The sequence below is a fragment of the Actinophytocola algeriensis genome (assembly GCF_014203735.1).
GTDB classification, from domain to species: Bacteria; Actinomycetota; Actinomycetes; order Mycobacteriales; family Pseudonocardiaceae; genus Actinophytocola; species Actinophytocola algeriensis.
This window is the reverse complement of the sequence record NZ_JACHJQ010000001.1, coordinates 94,174-110,054: the sequence shown is the minus strand read 5'-3', so window position 1 is coordinate 110,054 and position 15,881 is coordinate 94,174. Positions and strand designations below refer to the sequence as shown.

The window sequence follows — 15,881 nt, the reverse complement described above, 5'->3', positions numbered from 1 at the left end:
TGTACGCATGTGAGTTCGAGGAGGATCGTGGCCACCGTTCCAGCCGACGTTGACGGGCCTGGCGACGCCGAGCTGATCGAGGCCGTGCGCAAGGGCACGGTGTCCGCGTACGGGGCGTTGTACGAACGCCACGTCGCCTCCGCATACAACCTCGCACGCCAGCTCTCCCGCTCACCCGCCGAGGCGGACGACCTCGTTTCCGAGGCCTTCGCCAAGGTTCTCGACACGCTCCGTGCAGGGCGCGGTCCGGATTCAGCCTTTCGGGCATATCTGCTGACCGCGCTTCGGCACACCGCCTACGACAAGACGCGGCGAGAGAGGAAGCTGGAGCTGTCGGACGACGTCTCCACGGTCTCCGGCGTCTCGGTCGAAGCGGTCAGTCAAGAGTTCGACGACACCGCCGTCAAGGGCCTGGACCGGTCACTCGCCGCGCAAGCGTTTGCGCGTCTGCCGGAACGGTGGCAGGCGGTCCTCTGGCACACCGAGATCGAGGGCCAGTCCCCCGCCGAGGTCGCGCCGATCCTGGGCCTGACCGCCAACGGCGTCTCCGCGCTCGCCTACCGCGCCCGCGAGGGTCTGCGGCAGGCCTACCTGCAGGTCCACCTCGCCGAGACCACCGACCGGCACTGCCGCGCGGCCGCCGAACGGCTCGGCGCGTGGACCAGGGGCGGTCTCGCCAAGCGCGAGAAGGCCCAGGTCGAGGCGCACCTCGACACGTGCGTCCGCTGCCGCGCGCTCGCCGCCGAGCTGGCCGACGTCAACGGCGCCATGCGCGGTTACGTGGCCCCGCTGGTGCTGGGCGTCGCCGCCGCCGGATACATCGCGGCGACCGGGGTGGTGAAGGTCGCGACGATCGGCACGGCCGCGACGGCGTCCGGTGCGGCGGGTGCGGCCGGTGCCGCGGCCGCCGGGCCACGCCAGTTCCTCGGGGTCGCCGCGTCGAGCGTCGCGCTGGCCGCGGCGATGGTCGTCGGCCTGACCGCGGGCGGCGAGTCGCCGGAGATCCCGGCCGCCGCGCCGGTGCCCTCGCAGGAAGCGCCGCCACCAGGGCAGATCCCGCCGCCGCCCCAGAGCCCGCCACAGCAGCCACCCGCGCAGAACCCGCCCCCGGCCGAGCCGCCGGCGGCGGAGCCACCGGCCGAGGAGAACCCGCCACCGGTGGCACCGCCGCAACTGCCCCTGCCGCCGCAGCTCGACGCGAGCGGCCCGGCCACACCCGTGTCGCTGATCGCGGGCGGTGCGCCGACGGACCTGCCGCTGACCGTGCGGAACACGGGCGGCACGGTGTCCGAGCCGGTTACCGCCGTGCTGAACCTGCCGGCGGGCGTGTCCGCGGTCCCGGTCGACGGGTTCGCCGCGCCCCGCCTGCTGAACCTCAACGGCGCCAAGGCCGGCACGGTCGACTGCCCCGGCGGCACGGGCACGGTGCGGTGTTCCAGCGGCACCGGGCTGCAGCCGGGTGAGTCCGTGACGCTGCTGTTCCGGTTGCAGGCCGCGGAGGACAGCCAGGGCGGCCAGATCACCGGATCGGTGTCGGCGGGCACGAGCGTGCGGGTGAACGTCTCCGTCCGGGTGGAGGTGAAGCCGGAAGAGACCACCGACATGGTGCTCCTGTCGGTGACGGTGAAGTCCGACGTGTTCGGCCTGTTCGGGTTGTGGGTGCACCCGGTCGTCGAGGTGGCGGTCACCAACACCGGCACCAGCTCGCGGCCGGTGACGCTGCACCTGGACCAGCCGGCGAAGGTGCGGTGGTCGTCGCAGGAGGTGGCGTGTTCCGTCGGCGGCGGCACCACGTGCACCACCGCGTCCGAGCTGGCGCCGGGCGAGACGCTCAAGACGGTGCTGCGGATCCACGCCGACCCGTGGCCGGAGCACCAGCCTGGCCGTGACCAGCTCGCCGTGTCGGCGAAGCTGGGCGCGGCGACCGACAGCGAGAACGTGACGCTGTGGCACTGGCTGTGCCCGCCGGTTCCCTCTCCGGAGCCGACCCAGCCGACCACACCGTCGAACCCGCCGGAGGGCGAGCACCCGACCCACAAGCCGCCGATGGCGCCGACCCTGCCGGAGAAGCCGACCGACCCGACGTCGACCACAACGCCACCGGCGACCACCACACTGCCGACCACGACTCCGACGCCACCACAACCACCGGCGAACACCACCACACCCCCGCCCGAGCCGACGCCACCCGGAAACGGACAGGGCGGAATGGGCGGCCTGCTCAGGTGGCTGCTGGGCGGTTGAGTCCCCGGCTGGTCACAGCACGGTCACGGCGCGTGGATAGACTCCGCCGCCATGAGCTTGCTCTACCGGGTGCTCTCGCGCCTGCCGAAGCCGGTGCGGGACGTGCTCGTGAAGCACAAGGAGCTGCTGAAGTTCGCGGTTGTCGGCGGTGTCTGTTTCGTGGTCACCGTGACCGTGAACTACACCCTGAAGTTCACGGTGCTGAACGACAACCCGGTGACGGCACAGGCGATCGCGGTGATCATCGCGACGATCGTGTCGTACGTGCTGAACCGCGAATGGTCCTTCCGGACTCGCGGCGGCCGCGAGCGCCAGCACGAGGCCGCGCTGTTCTTCCTGATCAGCGGCATGGGCGTGGCGCTGAACTCGGCGCCGCTGTTCGTGTCGCGGTACATGTTCAACCTCGAGGTGCCGCACGTCACGCTGCTGGTGCAGGAGGTCGCGGACTTCGCGAGCGGCATCATCCTCGGCACGGCGATCGCCATGGTCTTCCGCTGGTGGGCCTTCCGGAAATGGGTGTTCCCGCAGACCGACGCCCGTCCCCGAATTGTCCGGGTCGGCCGCCGCGGCCAGCGGCTCGCCGTCCTGACGGAGGACGACGAAGCGGCGTGACCCGTCGCGCTCCGTAGACTGCGCTGGTGACCGTCGTCGACTCCGTGCTCTCGCGCGTGCCGGAACCACTGCGCAGGTTGTTGCTCAAGCACCGCGAACTGCTGAAGTTCGCGATCGTCGGCGGCACGACGTTCATCATCGACAACGGCATCTGGTACCTGCTGAAACTCACGGTCCTGGAAGAGAAGCCGGTCACGGCGAAGATCATCGCCATCATCGTGGCGACGATCGTGTCGTACGTGCTGAACCGCGAATGGTCCTTCCGCACCAGGGGAGGCAGGGAACGGGCCCACGAGGCGGCGCTGTTCTTCCTGATCAGCGGAGTCGGTGTCGGGCTGAACTCGGGGCCCCTGTGGATCTCGCGGTACGTCCTGCACTTCGAGGAGCCGCACGTGTCGCGGCTCGTGCAGGAGGTGGCCGACTTCGCGAGCGGCTCGATCATCGGCATGCTGCTCGCGATGTTCTTCCGCTTCTGGGCCTTCAAGCGGTGGGTCTTCCCGGACGAACTTGGCCACAAACGCCGCGGCAGCGCCCTTCCGGACGACCCCGCGGAAGAGCTGGGCCACTCCTAGCGGCGGGTCACACCGGCGGAACGAACCCCGGAACCCAGCCCGGGTCGTCGGAGTCGCCGCACACCGGGCAGGGCAGCTCCACCATGATCCCGGGCGACTTCTCGGCGAACACGACGCCGGAGCCGGGCAGGACCATCGGACGGATCACGCCGTCGTCGCCCCGGTACTGGGTGATCTGTCGGCACCCGTGGCACACCGTGCGGCCCACCACGCCGCTCGGCTCGCTCGCTTCACTCACCCCGCTGATGCTAGTGATGCGAGGCCAGCTTCCCTTGGCGACATTGCCGATGCCCTGAAAGACACTGTGGAGACAGCCGCGATGTCACGAAGGACCCCTTCGTTGCGCCCAGCGTGACGAAGGGCCCCTTCGTTGCGCTCAGCGTGATGAAGGGCCCCTTCGTTGCGCTCAGCGTGACGAAGGGCCCCTTCGTTGCGCCCAGCGTGACGAAGGGCCCCTTCGTTGCGCTCAGCGTGATGAAGGGCTCCTTCGTAACACCCGGCGTGATGAAGGACCCCTTCGTTGCGCTCACCGTGATGAAGGACCCCTTCGTAACGCCCGGCGTGATGAAGGACCCCTTCATGACACCGGGCCACGTCCTGAAAGCGCCTTTCACGGCACGATGGCCAACCGAGCACGGGATGGCAGGCAGACCCGCACCCAACGCAACCAAACCACCCCCGCCACCCCGGAGACCTGCCCCTCCGGCGAGGAGCCCCCGGAGGGCACACCAGTGAGGAGCCCCCGGAGCGCACACACCCGTCCGCCGAAGACACCAACCAGCAACCGAGACCAGAGGCCCTCAGCGTGGTGAGCGTTCCGCGGGCCAGCGGACGCCCTGCACGTCCCCCGCACGCGGTACCGGCAAGAACACCGCGAACGTCGCCGGCCGTTTCGCCGACAGTTCCAGCCGTCCGCCGTCCGAGTCGATCAGCGCGCGGGCCAGCGCGAGACCGAGCCCCGTTGACCCGCCGCCCGAGAAGCCGCGTTCGAAGATGTGCTCTGCCAGCTCATCGGGCACGCCCGCGCCCATGTCGGTCACCTCGATGACCACCGTGTCCCCGCTCGCCACCACGCCCTCGCGCGCGGTCAGCGTCACCGTCCCGCTGCCGTGGCGCAGGGCGTTGTCCAGCAGCACGCCGACCACCTCGCGCAAGCGGGCCGGCGACACCTTCGCGAACAGGTTGTCCTGCAGTTTCACCTTCAGCGACCGGCCACCGGCCCGCAGCGGCGCGCGCCACTCCTCGGTGATGCCGACGAGCTCACTGCTCAGGTCGACCGGCTCGGCGCCGGTCGCGCGGGCTTCGCGGGCCGCGGCCATCAGTTCGTCGAGCACGTCCGCCAGGCGTTCCGCCTGCTCCAGCGCGGCCTGGGCCTCTCCCGCGATCTCCTTGTCCGGGACCGCGGTCAGTTCCTCGATCCGCAGCTGCAGGGACGTCAGGCGGCTCCGCAGCTGGTGGGACACGTCGCCGACCAGCTCGCGTTCCCGTTGCACCAGCTGCGCGAGCGCCGTCGCGGACGCGTCCAGCGCTTCGGCCACCGAGTCCAGCTCGCTGACCTCGTAGCGGGTCCGGTCGAGCCGGAAGTCGCCCGCGCCGAGCCGCGCCGCGCGGTCGGCCACGTGGCGCAGCGGGCGGGCCAACCGTCTCGCGGTCACGGTCGCCACTGCCGCGCCGCCGCCGATCGCCGCGATCACGACCAGCACCACCAGCAGCGTGACCTGTGTCTGTGTGGTGCGCATGGGGCCTGCGTCGATGGAGAGGACGACGTTGCCGTGCTGGACGATCGGCACCTCCTCCGACACCGTGTCGCCGGTCAGCTCGGTGCCGAACTCCTGCCGCACGCCCGAGTCCGGCAGCACGACCAGCAGGTGCCCTCGGGGCGGCACGAGCAGCTGCACGCGGTTCAGGTCCAGCTCGCTGCCGTTCGTGACCTGGTCGTCGAGGTCCGCCGCGATCTGCCGGGCGCGCGCACCCAGCTCCTGGCGCGTCAGGCTCTCGACGACGGCCGTCGCCGACCAGCCGAGCGGGATGCCGAGCGCACAGGCGGTGACCGTGACCGCGAGCAGGATCGCCATGAGGATGCGGCGGCGCATGGATGCTGGTCCGTCGTCTCAGTCTGTGTTGAACCGGAAGCCCACACCGCGGACGGTCGCGATCCGCGCGCCGCCCCGGCCGCCGACCTTGCGGCGCAGCCACGACATGTGCATGTCCAGTGTCTTGCTGGTCCGCAGCTCCGGCCCGCCCCACACCTCGTCGAGGATCTCCTCGCGCGTGACGACCTGGCCCGCCCGCTGAATCAGCACGCGCAGCAGCTCGAACTCCTTGTTCGCGAGCGTGACCTCGTCGCCGTCGACGATCACCTGTCGCGCCGCGAGGTCCATCTTCACGCCGTTGACCTCGATCGTCCCCGGTGCCTGGCGCCGCAGCAGCGCCCGGATGCGGGCCAGCAGCTCGGCGAGCCGGAACGGTTTCGCCACGTAGTCGTCCGCGCCCGCGTCCAGCCCGACGACGAAGTCCACCTCGTCGGCACGCGCGGTCAGCATCAGCACGGGCAGCCCGCGCCCCGCGGCCCGCAGCCTGCGGCACACGTCCAGTCCGTCTATCCCGGGCAGCCCCAGGTCGAGGACCAGCAGGTCGACGCCACCACCGTTGGCGGTCTCGAACGCACGGTGCCCGTCGCTGACGACCTGCACCTCGTACCCTTCACGGTTCAAGGCGCGGGACAGCGGATCCGCGATCGCCGCGTCGTCCTCGGCCAGCAACACCACACTCACGGCGACAGCCTATGCCCGCGCGGCGTCCAGGTCGGCCCGGGTGAAGAGCGGCAACAGGGTGATTCTGTCCTGTTCGAGCATTTCCGCCCCGCCTGCCGAAGACCTCGGCACCTTCCGCGAGCCGGGCCGTGCCATACGGCTTGGCCTGCTTGCGCACGAACGCGCACGGCAGGCCGGTGTGCCGCGATAGGGCGGTGACGATCGCGATGCCGCCCATCTCCAGACCGGCCAGGACCTCGGTGCCCGCCGGGACGAGTGTCGCCAGCTCGGCGGCGATCGCGTCGAGGAGGACGGGGTCGGCTTCGAACTGGTACTTGTCGAAGTACTCGGTGGCCGTGCGGCCGGAGCGGAGCGTGAACGTGCCGCTGACGCGGCAGCGTTCATCGACTTCCTTGGCGAGGTTCACCGCTTGACGAACGCCGCCCAGCTCCGGACGGGGAAGGCAAGAGTCGGCCCGGAAGTGTTCTTGGAGTCCCGCACCGCGACAGCCCTCGGCACGAACGCCACCTCGACGCAGGCGTTCTGCGCAGTGCTGCGGCTGCTCTTACGCCACTCGTTCACGTAGCACTCCTCAGCTTGGCGGCGAGTTCCGCGATCAGCCGCCGGGAGTCCTCTTCCGAACGGGCGGCGGCTGACAGCGTCTGCCAGACAAGCCTAGCCCTGCCAATGAACTCCTCCTCTTCCAGAAAGGCGGCGGTGGTTCGGCTCTCCTCGTAGCAGAGAGTTGGCTGATCGGGGCAATCAAGCATGATCAGCGAGCCTTGGGCGGCGATGGCCGCCTCGGTGTCGAATGGCAAGACGCGAACGCTGATGTGGCGGCGGGCGCTAGCCGCCAGGAGGTGGTGGAGCTGCCCGGCCATCATCTCGGGATCGTCCATCGTCCGACGGATGACCATCTCCTCGATGATGAGGCTCAGTCGCGGCGGGTTGGCCTGGTCGAGCACTCGCTGGCGGTTCATCCGAACCGCCACCATGATCTCGATCTCGTGCTCGCCCCAGGTGGGGGCGGCGCTGCGCATGATGGCTCGGGCGTATTCGGCGGTTTGCACGAGGCCCGGCAACAGGAGCGGCTCGAAGTTGTGGATGGTGATCGCTTCGCTCTCGAAACGCATGAGGTCGCTGAGGAGGCGGGAGATGGGGGCGTCGCCGCCGATCTCGTGCCAGTTTCGTTCGTCTCCGGTTCGGACCAGGTCGAGGAGGTCTTGCCGGATTTCGGCTGGGACGCGCAGAAATCCCAGCACGGCCGCCACGTCATCCACGTAGAGACCGCGTTCTCCGGTTTCCATACGACTGACCTTGCTCTCCGACCAACCCAACGCCCGCGCGACGTCCTTACAGCTCAAACCTCGTCGGACGCGCCAGGTCCGCAGCTCCGTCGACACGCGTCGCTGTCGTACGGAGATGCCTTTTCGCCGTGCCATTCCGACACGATCCCGTCATGCCACGGTGGCACGAAAGTCGTGTCACCCGAACGGAAATTTGCGTGACCGTCCGGCGCGGGGAGACGTTGTGCGGCATGGAAATGACCTGGACCGTACGAGGCGCCTACGCGAACTGGACGATGACCGTCTCAACGGCACCGCCGGACCCCGAAGAGGAAATCGAGTACCGGGACGACTGGCCGACGGAACCGTTCGCGCGGATCCACGCGCACTTCCGGGAGCTGATCGATCTCCTCGAAGCGGTACGGGGGTTGGAGAACGTCCCTGGAGCCCTGTTGTCATACACGTGACAGCATTCCCGCATGCACTCTGACGACCTCGCCGTCGCACTGCGGCTCGCCGACGCCGCCGACGAGATCACCATGGCCCGGTTCCGCGCGTCCGACCTCGTGGTCGACCGCAAGCCGGACCGTTCGCCCGTGACCGACGCCGACACGGCCGTGGAAGACACCGTGCGGGAGATCATCGCCGAGCTGCGGCCCGGTGACGACGTCCTGGGCGAGGAACGGGGCGGGGCCGTCGGGGACGGGCGGACGTGGGTCGTCGACCCGATCGACGGGACGAAGAACTTCCTGCGCGGCAACCCGGTGTGGGCGACGTTGATCGCGCTGGTGGAGGGCGGGGTGCCGGTCGTGGGCGTCGTGTCGGCGCCCGCGTTTCCCCGGCGGTGGTGGGCGTCCGCGGGTGAGGGCGCGTGGTGCGGGGAGCGGCGGTTGCGGGTGTCGGGGGTGTCTTCTTTGGCGGACGCGTACCTGTCCACGACGGACGTCCGGTTGTGGGAGCCGCGCGAGAACTACCTGGCGCTGATGGACGCGTGCTGGGAGACCAGGGCGTTCGGCGACTTCTGGCAGCACGTCCTGGTGGCGGAGGGCGCGCTGGACATCTCAGCGGACCCGATCGCGTACGCGTGGGACCTCGCGGCGGTGCAGGTGATCGTGACGGAGGCGGGCGGCCGGTTCACCGACCTGCGCGGCGAACCACGCTTCGACGGCGGCGACGGGCTCGCGTCGAACGGGCTGCTGCACGACGCGGCGCTGGGCGTGCTTCAGGCGGGGGTCAGCGCACCGCGCACGACCTGAGCCCAGGTGAGTCTGCCGAAGAGGTAGTGGCAGGCGACCTGTTCGTTGGTGAAGCGGGCCCAGTCGTAGCGGTTGCCCTGCTCGCGCCAGAAGACTTCCCAGGCGTAGTTGCCGTCGTCGTCGGCGGTGTCGTCGCGGACGAGGCACCACGCGTTGTCGGCCTCGGCGCCCACCGACACGACCTCGGCAGGCACGCCGACGGCGGCCAGCCACTCGGTGATGGACTCGGCGTTCATGCGATCTCCTCGAGGTAGCCCAGCGCGACGAGTTCCACCGCGGAGTGGGTGGTGCGGTAGCGGACCCCGCCACCCGGCTGCCCGAACCAGGCCGCCGACACCGCCCGCCACACCGGCAACGGCCTGAGCACCCGGTAGCGGCGGTACCCGGTGTCCTTGTGCGCGGGCGGCAGCGAACGCTGCGCGAACGTGGTCCCGTCGGCGGCGAACACCCGGCCGTGCGCCGACCCGAACCGGTCGATGACCGTGTCTTCCGCGAGGGTCTCTGGTTCGCCGGGGGCACTGCCGCCTTCGGGGTACTGCTCGCTGGTCGGCCAGTTGTACTCGAGACCCTCGGGACTGATGCCCTGCGCCGTGACGCTGCCGAGGCGGACGAGGTAGCGGCGGTCCCAGTCGCGTTCGCCTGAGTGGCCGAGGGGGTCGTGGTTCTCGAGCAGCGCCTGGACGGTGGGGTGGTCGGCGGTGATGCCCGCGCTCGGGTTGACGGGCCGGAACTTCGGGATGGTGGCGGGGTCCGCGGCGGCCGGGGGCTCAGCGGGCGGGGGCGGCACCGGGAGCACGACCGGCTCGGCCCCGGGTGCCGGGGCACCGATGACCTGCGGCGAGTAGCCGGGCTGTCCGCCGGAACCCGCGTCGGCGGGCTGCGGCGCAGGCACGGGTGGACCGGAGATCGTCCCCGAGGACTGCGGCGCGTAGGCCGCGGGCTGTGGCGGGTAGGCGTGGTGGCCGGGAGCGCCCGGGTAGCCCTGACCCTGGTACGTCGACGGCGGGGCGTAGCCCTGGGGTGTCGCCGGTGGGGGCAGGGTCTCCGGGGCGGCCTTGGCGGCCGCGCGGTGGGCGATGCCTTCGTGGAGGTCCGCGAGGCGGGGGCGGTCGTCGACGAGGTCGTGGTCCGGGTGGTCGCCCGGTTCGAAGCGGATGCCCGCCGCGTAGTCGAGTTCCGGCGGCGGGGCCGGGACCTGCCGCGCGGGGCGGTACGACGCGACCGGCAGGTGGCCGATCGGGAACATGTGGAGCCAGAACGCCGCCAGTACCTCGTTCCGCTCCCCCTTCGCGGGTGGCGGCGCGCCGGGTGGGCCTGCCATGGGCTTGGCGGCGCGGGGCGCCGGGTCGGCCGGGCGGTCCACCGGGACCGCTGCCGGGGCGAACGCCGCGGCCTGGCGACCGGGCGCGGCGACGACGGAGGCGACCGGGGCCGCCGGAGCTGGGCGGGCGGGCGCCGGGACGCCGGGGGCCGGGGCGCCAGGAGCGGCCGGAGCCGGGCCGCCGCCCACCGGGGCCGCGGGGGCTCCTGCGAACGGGGCGCCATAGGCCGGTGGCGCGGCCGGGTTCGCCGCCAGTGGCGGTGCCGCGGCTGCCGAGGGTGGGAGGTTCTGTGGTGCCGCCGCCGGTTCCAGGCCGCCCGCGAAACCCGCCTGCACGGTCTGGCCCGTCGGCGGGGTCGGGGTGTCGTCGATCGTGCCGTCGATGGTGTCGGCCGGGACCGGGCCCGTGCTGTCCGGGTCCGCGGGCAGCACGTCACCGGGATGACCCGGCACCACGTCGGGGCGGCCGGGCAGCACATCCCCGGGGCGGCCCGGCAGCAGGTCACCTGGATGGCCGGGCAGCACATCGCCCGGCTGGCCGGGGGCGCCGGGCAGCAGGTTGCCCGGGTGGCCGGGCAGCAGGTTGTCGGCGACGGGGCGGACCGCGTCCACCGTGTCGCCCACCGCGCCCGTGACGGGGCGGACCGCGTCAGCGGGGAGTTGTGTGGCCTGGTCAACGGTGTTCGTCACCGTGTCGGTCACTGTGCTCGTCACCGTGTCGGTCACTGTGCTCGTCACGGTGCCTGTCACGTCGGCCACCGTGGTCGTGACGCCAGCCGGCAGGTGGTGGCCCGGGTTCGGGTTCACCGGGTTGTGCACCGCGGCCATGTCCACGCCCGCTCCGGGCTGCACGGCGCTGACCAGCTGCGACTCGATGTGCGCCACGTTCGCGGCCGTGCCGCGGACCGCCGTGTCCAGACCGGCCAGTGCCGTCGGGTGACCGGCCGACGCGGCCGCGTGCGCGGCGTCCGAGTTCTGCGCCAGGTGCACCAGGTTCCGGACGATCTCCACCTTCGCCGTGCCGATCTGGTCGGCGGCGTGCTCCAGCCGGTCGGCGGCGGCGTTGGCGTCGCGGACGACGGAGGTCAGGTGACCGGAATCCGCGTCGACGAAGGTCTTCCACTCCCGCGACGCCGCGTCCCCGGCGTCGCCGGTCACCGACGACAGTGCCGCGCGGGCCGTCGTGTCGGCGTCCCGCGCCAGGCTGGACATGCTCGTCGCGGTGTCGCGCCAGGCCTGGGCCTGTCTGGCCATGGCGTCCTCGTCGGCCTCCGGCCAGACGACACCGGCCTGCGCGGCGACGTCCGCCAGCTCCGACGGCAGCTCGATGCCCATCTACTGCTCCGCGGCCTTCAGGTTGTCGACCGCCGCCTGCTCACCGGCGCCGTAGGTGGTCGCGGTGTCCGACAGGCGGGTGCCGACCGACCCGAGCCGCTCCGACAGCGACGACAGGCGACTGACCACGTCGTCCGCGGGCTGGGCGTGGACGGCCGAGAAGCTCTGGCCCACCGCGTCCGTGCCCCAGCAGGCACCGTCGGACAGCGCGTCGGCGAGGCCGCTGTGGATCGCCGCGACCCTGGTGCTCAACGGCTCGAACTGGCGCGCCTCACCGGCCAGCCGCTCGGCGTCGACCTCGAAACCCTCAAACCCGCCGTGCATCGCGCGTGCCCCCAGACTGCATCCAGGACTTGTCCTCGAACGTCTCGTCCGGTGACTCGGGCTCGGGCTCCGGTGTCAGCTCCTGCTCCGCGAGGTCGGCGGTGCCGCGCAGCAACGCGGCCGGGTCCGTTTCGGCGGGCAGCACGGGGGCGAGGACTTCGCTCGCCTGGCGCGTCGCACGGGCGGTGGCCTCGGCGGTGGTGCGGACGATCAGGTCGGCGAGGTCGGCGGGACGCAGCACGCGGTAGGCGTCGTCGTTGATCGACAGGTCGACCAGCGTGCCCGATGCGGACACGGTCACGGCCACCTGGCCGTCGTCACTGGTCACGGTCTCGCGCACGGTCGCAAGCGACCGTTGCACTGCCCCCAACTGCTCCCGGCTACGCCGGTAGCCGGCTAGCAGGTCCTCGACCTGAGCTCTGTGGTCGGCCACCACGGCCACCTCCGCTGGGGGACGGCATTGGTCTCGGTCTCGCGTTGGACGCGTGGCGCGCGTCGACGGTTCCCGTGGATTTTCACAGTCGCGCGCGGATCGCGCCGTGCACCGCGCGGGCGAGTGCACCACCAACCACCGATCGTGGACCACCGAACGGTTCCGCGGGTCCGTCCGGCGGGCACAGCACGACAACGGAGTCGGTGGGGGTGCCGGTTCCCGGCACACCAGACTCGAACAGTGCCTGTGCTTTGGCCTCCGCGACCGTGGCGACCACGTTGACCAGTGCCGCCTCGGTGAGCCGGACCGGCAGCCAGCAGATCGCGTTGATCGTGCCGACCGGTTCCGGCACGGCGGCGGGACCGGCGGCCCACGTCGGGTGCGCGCCGATGCCGGTGGTGACCGCGACGCGCACACCACTGTCCTCGCGGTGCACGACCTCATGTACGTCAACGGCGGTCAGCAGCCCGATACCGTCACCGGTCAGGCCGAGCGACGCGGCGAGCTCGGCGAGGTGGCGGTCCGGGTCGAGGCGGTGGTAGGTGTTGGACACGGTCGCGTTGATCACCCAGGACCGCATCCCGATCCCGCCGCCCAGCACGCCGGACGACACCGCGAGCCACGGCGATCCGGCCTGCCACACGTACACCGGCGAGCCGTCCACGTCGGTGATCACGTCAGGTCCTTGCGTACCAGCGCGCGCCGGGTGCCCCGGCGCTCGACGAGCGTGAAGCCCGCGGCCAGGAACAGGTCGAGCGTGCCGTGGTACAGGTCGCCGGACGACCTCTTCCGGCCCTCCGTGTCGACGGGGTGCCCCTCGACCACGCGGGCGCCGCGCGCCGCGGCGAAGTCCACGGCGGCGTCGACGAGTGTGCGGGCGAGGCCACGGCCGCGAGCGGAGCGGTGCACGAAGAAACAGGTCACCGACCACGCGTCCGGACCCGCGTCGGACGCGGTGGTCCTGGAGCGGTCGAGCCTCGGGTACGTCGACCGGGGCGCGACGGCGACCCAGCCGAGCGGGCGGTCGTCCGCCAGCGCGAGCAGGCCCAGCGGCTCACCGGCCCGGACCTTCTCATGCAGGAACTTCTTGTTGCCCGCGCCCCACTGGGCTTCCATCTCCGGGCCCGTGCGCATGAACCACGTGCAGTAGCACCCGCCGACGGTTTTGTTGGCACTGAACAGTTCTTCCAGCGTCGGCCAGGTCTCGCGGGTCAGTTCGACGAGCCGCACGGCTCAGCCCCGCAGGGCCCGGACCACGCGGGACGGGCTCGGCCGCCCCAGCTTCGTGGCCATCCACGCGCTGGTGTCGGCGAGTTTGTCCAGGTCCACGCCGGTGTCGACGCCGAGGCCGTCGAGGCACCACACGAGGTCCTCGGTGGCGAGGTTGCCGGTGGCGGACTCCGCGTACGGGCAGCCGCCGAGGCCGCCGGCCGAGGAGTCCACTGTGGTCACCCCGTGCCGCAGCGCCTCGACCGTGTTGGCGAGCGCCTGCCCGTAGGTGTCGTGGAAGTGCACGGCGAGCGCGGACACCGGCGTGCCCGCGTCGGTGAACGCGTTGACGAGCGCGGCGACGTGGCCCGCGGTGGCGACACCGATCGTGTCCCCGAGGGAGAGCTGCGAGCAGCCCATGTCGAGCAGCCGCCTGCCGACCGAGACGACCGCGCCCGGTTCGACCGCGCCCTCCCACGGGTCGCCCCAGCACATCGACACGTAACCGCGGACGTCCAGCCCCTCGGCGACGGCCCGGCTCACGACCGGCTCGAACATCGCCATCTGCGAGTCGAGGGTGCGGTTGAGGTTGCGGTTCGCGAACGTCTCCGTGGCGCTCGCGAAGATGGCGATGTGCCGGACCCCGGCGGCGAGCGCGCGGTCGAGCCCCCGCTCGTTCGGCACCAGCACCGGGTACCGCACACCGTCGCGGGGCGTCAGCCCGGCGAGCAGCTCCTCGGCGTCGGCCAGCTGCGGCACCCACTTGGGGTGCACGAAGCTGGTGGCCTCGACCGTGGTCAGCCCGGCGTCGGCGAGCCGGTCGAGGAACTCGAGCTTCACCTCGACCGGGACGACCGCGTCCTCGTTCTGCAGCCCGTCACGCGGCCCGACCTCCCAGATCGTGACGCGCTCCGGCAGCCCGGGTGCGGGCACCCGGGACGGCAGGCCGAGGTCGCGCGCGGTCATGACCATGTTCTCCGCAAGCTCCGCTCAGCGGCGGCGCCGGTCACCCTGCGGCGGGTACGGCTGGGTCGGCGCGACGCCCTGCTGGGCGTTGAAGTCGGTGGCCACGGCACCGCCCGGCCGGAAGTCGTCGTGCGGGTTGTCGTTGATCTCGCGGTAGAGCAGGGTGTGCACCCTCTCGACCGCCGGGATGTCGTCGAACTCCAGCGGCTCCTGGGAGGCGGACTCGATGATCAGCGTGCCGCAGCCAAAGATCCGGTCGACGAGGCCGTGCTCGAACCGGACGCTGTTGATGCTGTTCATCGGGATCGTGATGCCGGTCGTCTTGATGACGCCTTCCTTCGCCATCACCCGGTCGGTCGTGACCACGAAGTGCGTGGTGCGCCAGCGGATGAAGGGGATGAAGAACAGCCACACCAGCAGGATCAGCGCGACCGCGCCGATCGCGATGAAGCCCGCCGTGCTCCACGAGGTGTCCGAGACGAGGAGCGTGAGCCAGACGCCCACCCCGAGCACCGCGATCAGCACGATGTAGGGCAGGAGGAGCATCTTCCAGTGCGAGTGTTTGTGCAGGATGACGCTCTCGCCCTCGCTGAGCAGATCCTCTGGGTATGCCACGGCGTCCTCCCGAAATAAACCGCCTCAGCGATCGTGTCGCGGTAACCGTACCGAGGAGGACCGACAGTTCGGGGGCTGACCCGCAAGAATGTTCGCTAGTCCGCCTTCAGGTGCACGACGTCGCCCGCCGACACCGCCTTGGGGGTCCCGTCGTCCAGTTTGAGCAGCAGCCTGCCCTCCGGATCGACGTCCACCGCGACCCCGGTCAGCGCGCCGTCCGGCAGCTCCGCGCGCACCCGCTGACCGATCGAGCCGCACGCCTCGCGGTACCCGGTGAGCACGCCGGACCGCTCGACGTCACCGTCGTTCAGCCGCCACACGGCCTCCAGCTCCACGAACGCGCGCAGGAAGCTCGCCGTCAGCTCCGTCCGGTCGGTGACCTTCGCGCCCGCGTCCGCGAACGACCCCGGCGGTAGCCCACCGGGCCCCGGCTCGGCGCCCTCGGGCAGGGCGGTCACGTTGAACCCCACGCCGACGACGGCCGCCTGGCCCGCCGCGTCGGACACGACCTCGGACAGCACACCGGCCGCCTTCTTCCGTTCGGCGCCGACGAGCAGGTCGTTGGGCCACTTCAGCACCGCGTCGATCCCGGCGGTCTCCGTCGCGGCGTGCATGAGCGCGAGGCCGGCGACCATGCCGAGCGTGCCGAGCCGTGCCGGGGGCACCGACGAAGGCCGGACCAGCACGGACAGGTAGACCCCGGAGCCGGACGGCGACACCCAGGTGCGGTCCCGGCGACCACGGCCCGCGGTCTGCTCCTCGGCGACCAGCACCGTCCGGTCCGCCGCGTTCTCGGCGGCGGCCGCCAGCAGGTCGGCGTTGGTCGAACCGGTCGACGCCACCACGTCGAGGGCCGCGTACGGACCGTTCGGCGCGACCAGTTGCTCGCGGAGGACCAGCACGTCCAGCTTGTTCTCGGTCACATTCCAGAACTTACCCGTCCGCACCCGTGACT

At 71.4% G+C, this 15,881-nt stretch carries 20 protein-coding genes; 5 read left to right on the top strand and 15 right to left on the bottom strand.

Annotated features, from left to right (window positions below; genetic code table 11):
• The first annotated feature begins 27 nt into the window (after window positions 1–27).
• From FHR82_RS00525 to FHR82_RS00515, 3 genes are read left to right on the top strand one after another with little or no spacing between them, the layout of a single operon-like run.
• On the top strand, window positions 28–2,244 hold the full coding sequence (locus tag FHR82_RS00525; RefSeq protein ID WP_184808221.1) for a sigma-70 family RNA polymerase sigma factor: 2,217 nt from the start codon (window positions 28–30) through the stop codon (window positions 2,242–2,244).
• Between the two features lie 51 nt (window positions 2,245–2,295).
• Window positions 2,296–2,856, top strand: a complete 561-nt coding sequence (locus FHR82_RS00520) for a GtrA family protein (RefSeq protein ID WP_184808220.1) — start codon at window positions 2,296–2,298, stop codon at window positions 2,854–2,856.
• Window positions 2,857–2,882: 26 nt separating this feature from the next.
• Window positions 2,883–3,428 carry a GtrA family protein gene (locus FHR82_RS00515; protein WP_184808219.1) on the top strand — a complete coding sequence of 182 codons (546 nt, stop codon included), beginning with the start codon at window positions 2,883–2,885 and terminating at the stop codon, window positions 3,426–3,428.
• Window positions 3,429–3,435: 7 nt separating this feature from the next.
• Here FHR82_RS00515 and FHR82_RS00510 read toward each other — a convergent pair whose 3' ends face one another.
• The 6 genes from FHR82_RS00510 to FHR82_RS00485 form a co-directional block, all read right to left on the bottom strand.
• A complete protein-coding gene (locus FHR82_RS00510) occupies window positions 3,436–3,666 on the bottom strand; it encodes a hypothetical protein (protein ID WP_184808218.1) in 231 nt (76 codons plus the stop codon).
• 562 nt (window positions 3,667–4,228) lie between these two features.
• Complete coding sequence (locus FHR82_RS00505; RefSeq protein ID WP_184808217.1) at window positions 4,229–5,521, bottom strand: sensor histidine kinase; 1,293 nt, start codon at window positions 5,519–5,521, stop codon at window positions 4,229–4,231.
• 18 nt (window positions 5,522–5,539) lie between these two features.
• Window positions 5,540–6,202, bottom strand: coding sequence for a response regulator transcription factor (locus tag FHR82_RS00500; RefSeq protein WP_184808216.1), 663 nt, complete (start codon window positions 6,200–6,202; stop codon window positions 5,540–5,542).
• On the bottom strand, window positions 6,132–6,608 hold the full coding sequence (locus tag FHR82_RS00495; RefSeq protein WP_221463235.1) for an orotate phosphoribosyltransferase: 477 nt from the start codon (window positions 6,606–6,608) through the stop codon (window positions 6,132–6,134). The genes FHR82_RS00500 and FHR82_RS00495 overlap by 71 nt, the downstream gene beginning before the upstream one ends.
• Complete coding sequence (locus FHR82_RS45575; protein WP_184808215.1) at window positions 6,605–6,763, bottom strand: DUF397 domain-containing protein; 159 nt, start codon at window positions 6,761–6,763, stop codon at window positions 6,605–6,607. The genes FHR82_RS00495 and FHR82_RS45575 overlap by 4 nt, the downstream gene beginning before the upstream one ends.
• Complete coding sequence (locus FHR82_RS00485; protein WP_184808214.1) at window positions 6,760–7,623, bottom strand: helix-turn-helix domain-containing protein; 864 nt, start codon at window positions 7,621–7,623, stop codon at window positions 6,760–6,762. Before FHR82_RS00485 ends, FHR82_RS45575 begins: the two co-directional genes overlap by 4 nt.
• A 62-nt stretch (window positions 7,624–7,685) precedes the next feature.
• On the opposite strand from FHR82_RS00485, the gene FHR82_RS00480 reads away from it, so the two are divergent.
• Together FHR82_RS00480 and hisN are read left to right on the top strand one after the other, a co-directional pair.
• Window positions 7,686–7,934 (top strand): hypothetical protein, encoded by a 249-nt coding sequence (locus FHR82_RS00480; protein ID WP_225945323.1) that lies wholly within the window; start codon window positions 7,686–7,688, stop codon window positions 7,932–7,934.
• Between the two features lie 12 nt (window positions 7,935–7,946).
• Complete coding sequence (gene hisN, locus FHR82_RS00475; RefSeq protein WP_184808213.1) at window positions 7,947–8,723, top strand: histidinol-phosphatase; 777 nt, start codon at window positions 7,947–7,949, stop codon at window positions 8,721–8,723.
• Here the strand turns inward: hisN and FHR82_RS00470 are convergent.
• From FHR82_RS00470 to FHR82_RS00430, 9 genes are all read right to left on the bottom strand, one after another.
• Entirely contained in the window at window positions 8,690–8,959 is a 270-nt protein-coding gene (locus tag FHR82_RS00470) for a hypothetical protein (RefSeq protein WP_184808212.1), read from the bottom strand. The genes hisN and FHR82_RS00470 overlap by 34 nt on opposite strands.
• Window positions 8,956–11,379 (bottom strand): TNT domain-containing protein, encoded by a 2,424-nt coding sequence (locus FHR82_RS00465; protein ID WP_184808211.1) that lies wholly within the window; start codon window positions 11,377–11,379, stop codon window positions 8,956–8,958. The genes FHR82_RS00470 and FHR82_RS00465 overlap by 4 nt, the downstream gene beginning before the upstream one ends.
• Window positions 11,380–11,703, bottom strand: a complete 324-nt coding sequence (locus FHR82_RS00460; protein WP_184808210.1) for a hypothetical protein — start codon at window positions 11,701–11,703, stop codon at window positions 11,380–11,382.
• Window positions 11,687–12,136 carry a YbaB/EbfC family nucleoid-associated protein gene (locus tag FHR82_RS00455; protein WP_184809216.1) on the bottom strand — a complete coding sequence of 150 codons (450 nt, stop codon included), beginning with the start codon at window positions 12,134–12,136 and terminating at the stop codon, window positions 11,687–11,689. The genes FHR82_RS00460 and FHR82_RS00455 overlap by 17 nt, the downstream gene beginning before the upstream one ends.
• A gap of 82 nt (window positions 12,137–12,218) precedes the next feature.
• On the bottom strand, window positions 12,219–12,812 hold the full coding sequence (locus tag FHR82_RS00450) for an adenosylcobinamide amidohydrolase (RefSeq protein ID WP_184808209.1): 594 nt from the start codon (window positions 12,810–12,812) through the stop codon (window positions 12,219–12,221).
• Window positions 12,809–13,366, bottom strand: coding sequence for a GNAT family N-acetyltransferase (locus FHR82_RS00445; RefSeq protein ID WP_311770808.1), 558 nt, complete (start codon window positions 13,364–13,366; stop codon window positions 12,809–12,811). Before FHR82_RS00445 ends, FHR82_RS00450 begins: the two co-directional genes overlap by 4 nt.
• Window positions 13,367–13,369: 3 nt before the next feature.
• Window positions 13,370–14,311 (bottom strand): hydroxymethylglutaryl-CoA lyase, encoded by a 942-nt coding sequence (locus FHR82_RS00440; RefSeq protein ID WP_184808208.1) that lies wholly within the window; start codon window positions 14,309–14,311, stop codon window positions 13,370–13,372.
• Between the two features lie 24 nt (window positions 14,312–14,335).
• Entirely contained in the window at window positions 14,336–14,926 is a 591-nt protein-coding gene (locus tag FHR82_RS00435) for a PH domain-containing protein (protein ID WP_184808207.1), read from the bottom strand.
• A 95-nt stretch (window positions 14,927–15,021) separates the two neighbouring features.
• Window positions 15,022–15,849 carry a biotin--[acetyl-CoA-carboxylase] ligase gene (locus FHR82_RS00430; protein WP_184808206.1) on the bottom strand — a complete coding sequence of 276 codons (828 nt, stop codon included), beginning with the start codon at window positions 15,847–15,849 and terminating at the stop codon, window positions 15,022–15,024.
• Between the last annotated feature and the right edge of the window lie 32 nt (window positions 15,850–15,881).

Excerpts from the sequence above, each read along its gene's own strand:
- hisN (WP_184808213.1), top strand. The coding sequence starts at position 7,947 with ATGCACTCTGACGACCTCGCCGTCGCACTGCGGCTCGCCGACGCCGCC.
- FHR82_RS00440 (WP_184808208.1), bottom strand. The coding sequence starts at position 14,311 with ATGACCGCGCGCGACCTCGGCCTGCCGTCCCGGGTGCCCGCACCCGGG.
- FHR82_RS00460 (WP_184808210.1), bottom strand. The coding sequence starts at position 11,703 with ATGCACGGCGGGTTTGAGGGTTTCGAGGTCGACGCCGAGCGGCTGGCC.
- FHR82_RS00470 (WP_184808212.1), bottom strand. The coding sequence starts at position 8,959 with ATGAACGCCGAGTCCATCACCGAGTGGCTGGCCGCCGTCGGCGTGCCT.
- FHR82_RS00485 (WP_184808214.1), bottom strand. The coding sequence starts at position 7,623 with ATGGCACGGCGAAAAGGCATCTCCGTACGACAGCGACGCGTGTCGACG.
- FHR82_RS00505 (WP_184808217.1), bottom strand. The coding sequence starts at position 5,521 with ATGCGCCGCCGCATCCTCATGGCGATCCTGCTCGCGGTCACGGTCACC.
- FHR82_RS00520 (WP_184808220.1), top strand. The coding sequence starts at position 2,296 with ATGAGCTTGCTCTACCGGGTGCTCTCGCGCCTGCCGAAGCCGGTGCGG.
- FHR82_RS00465 (WP_184808211.1), bottom strand. The coding sequence starts at position 11,379 with ATGGGCATCGAGCTGCCGTCGGAGCTGGCGGACGTCGCCGCGCAGGCC.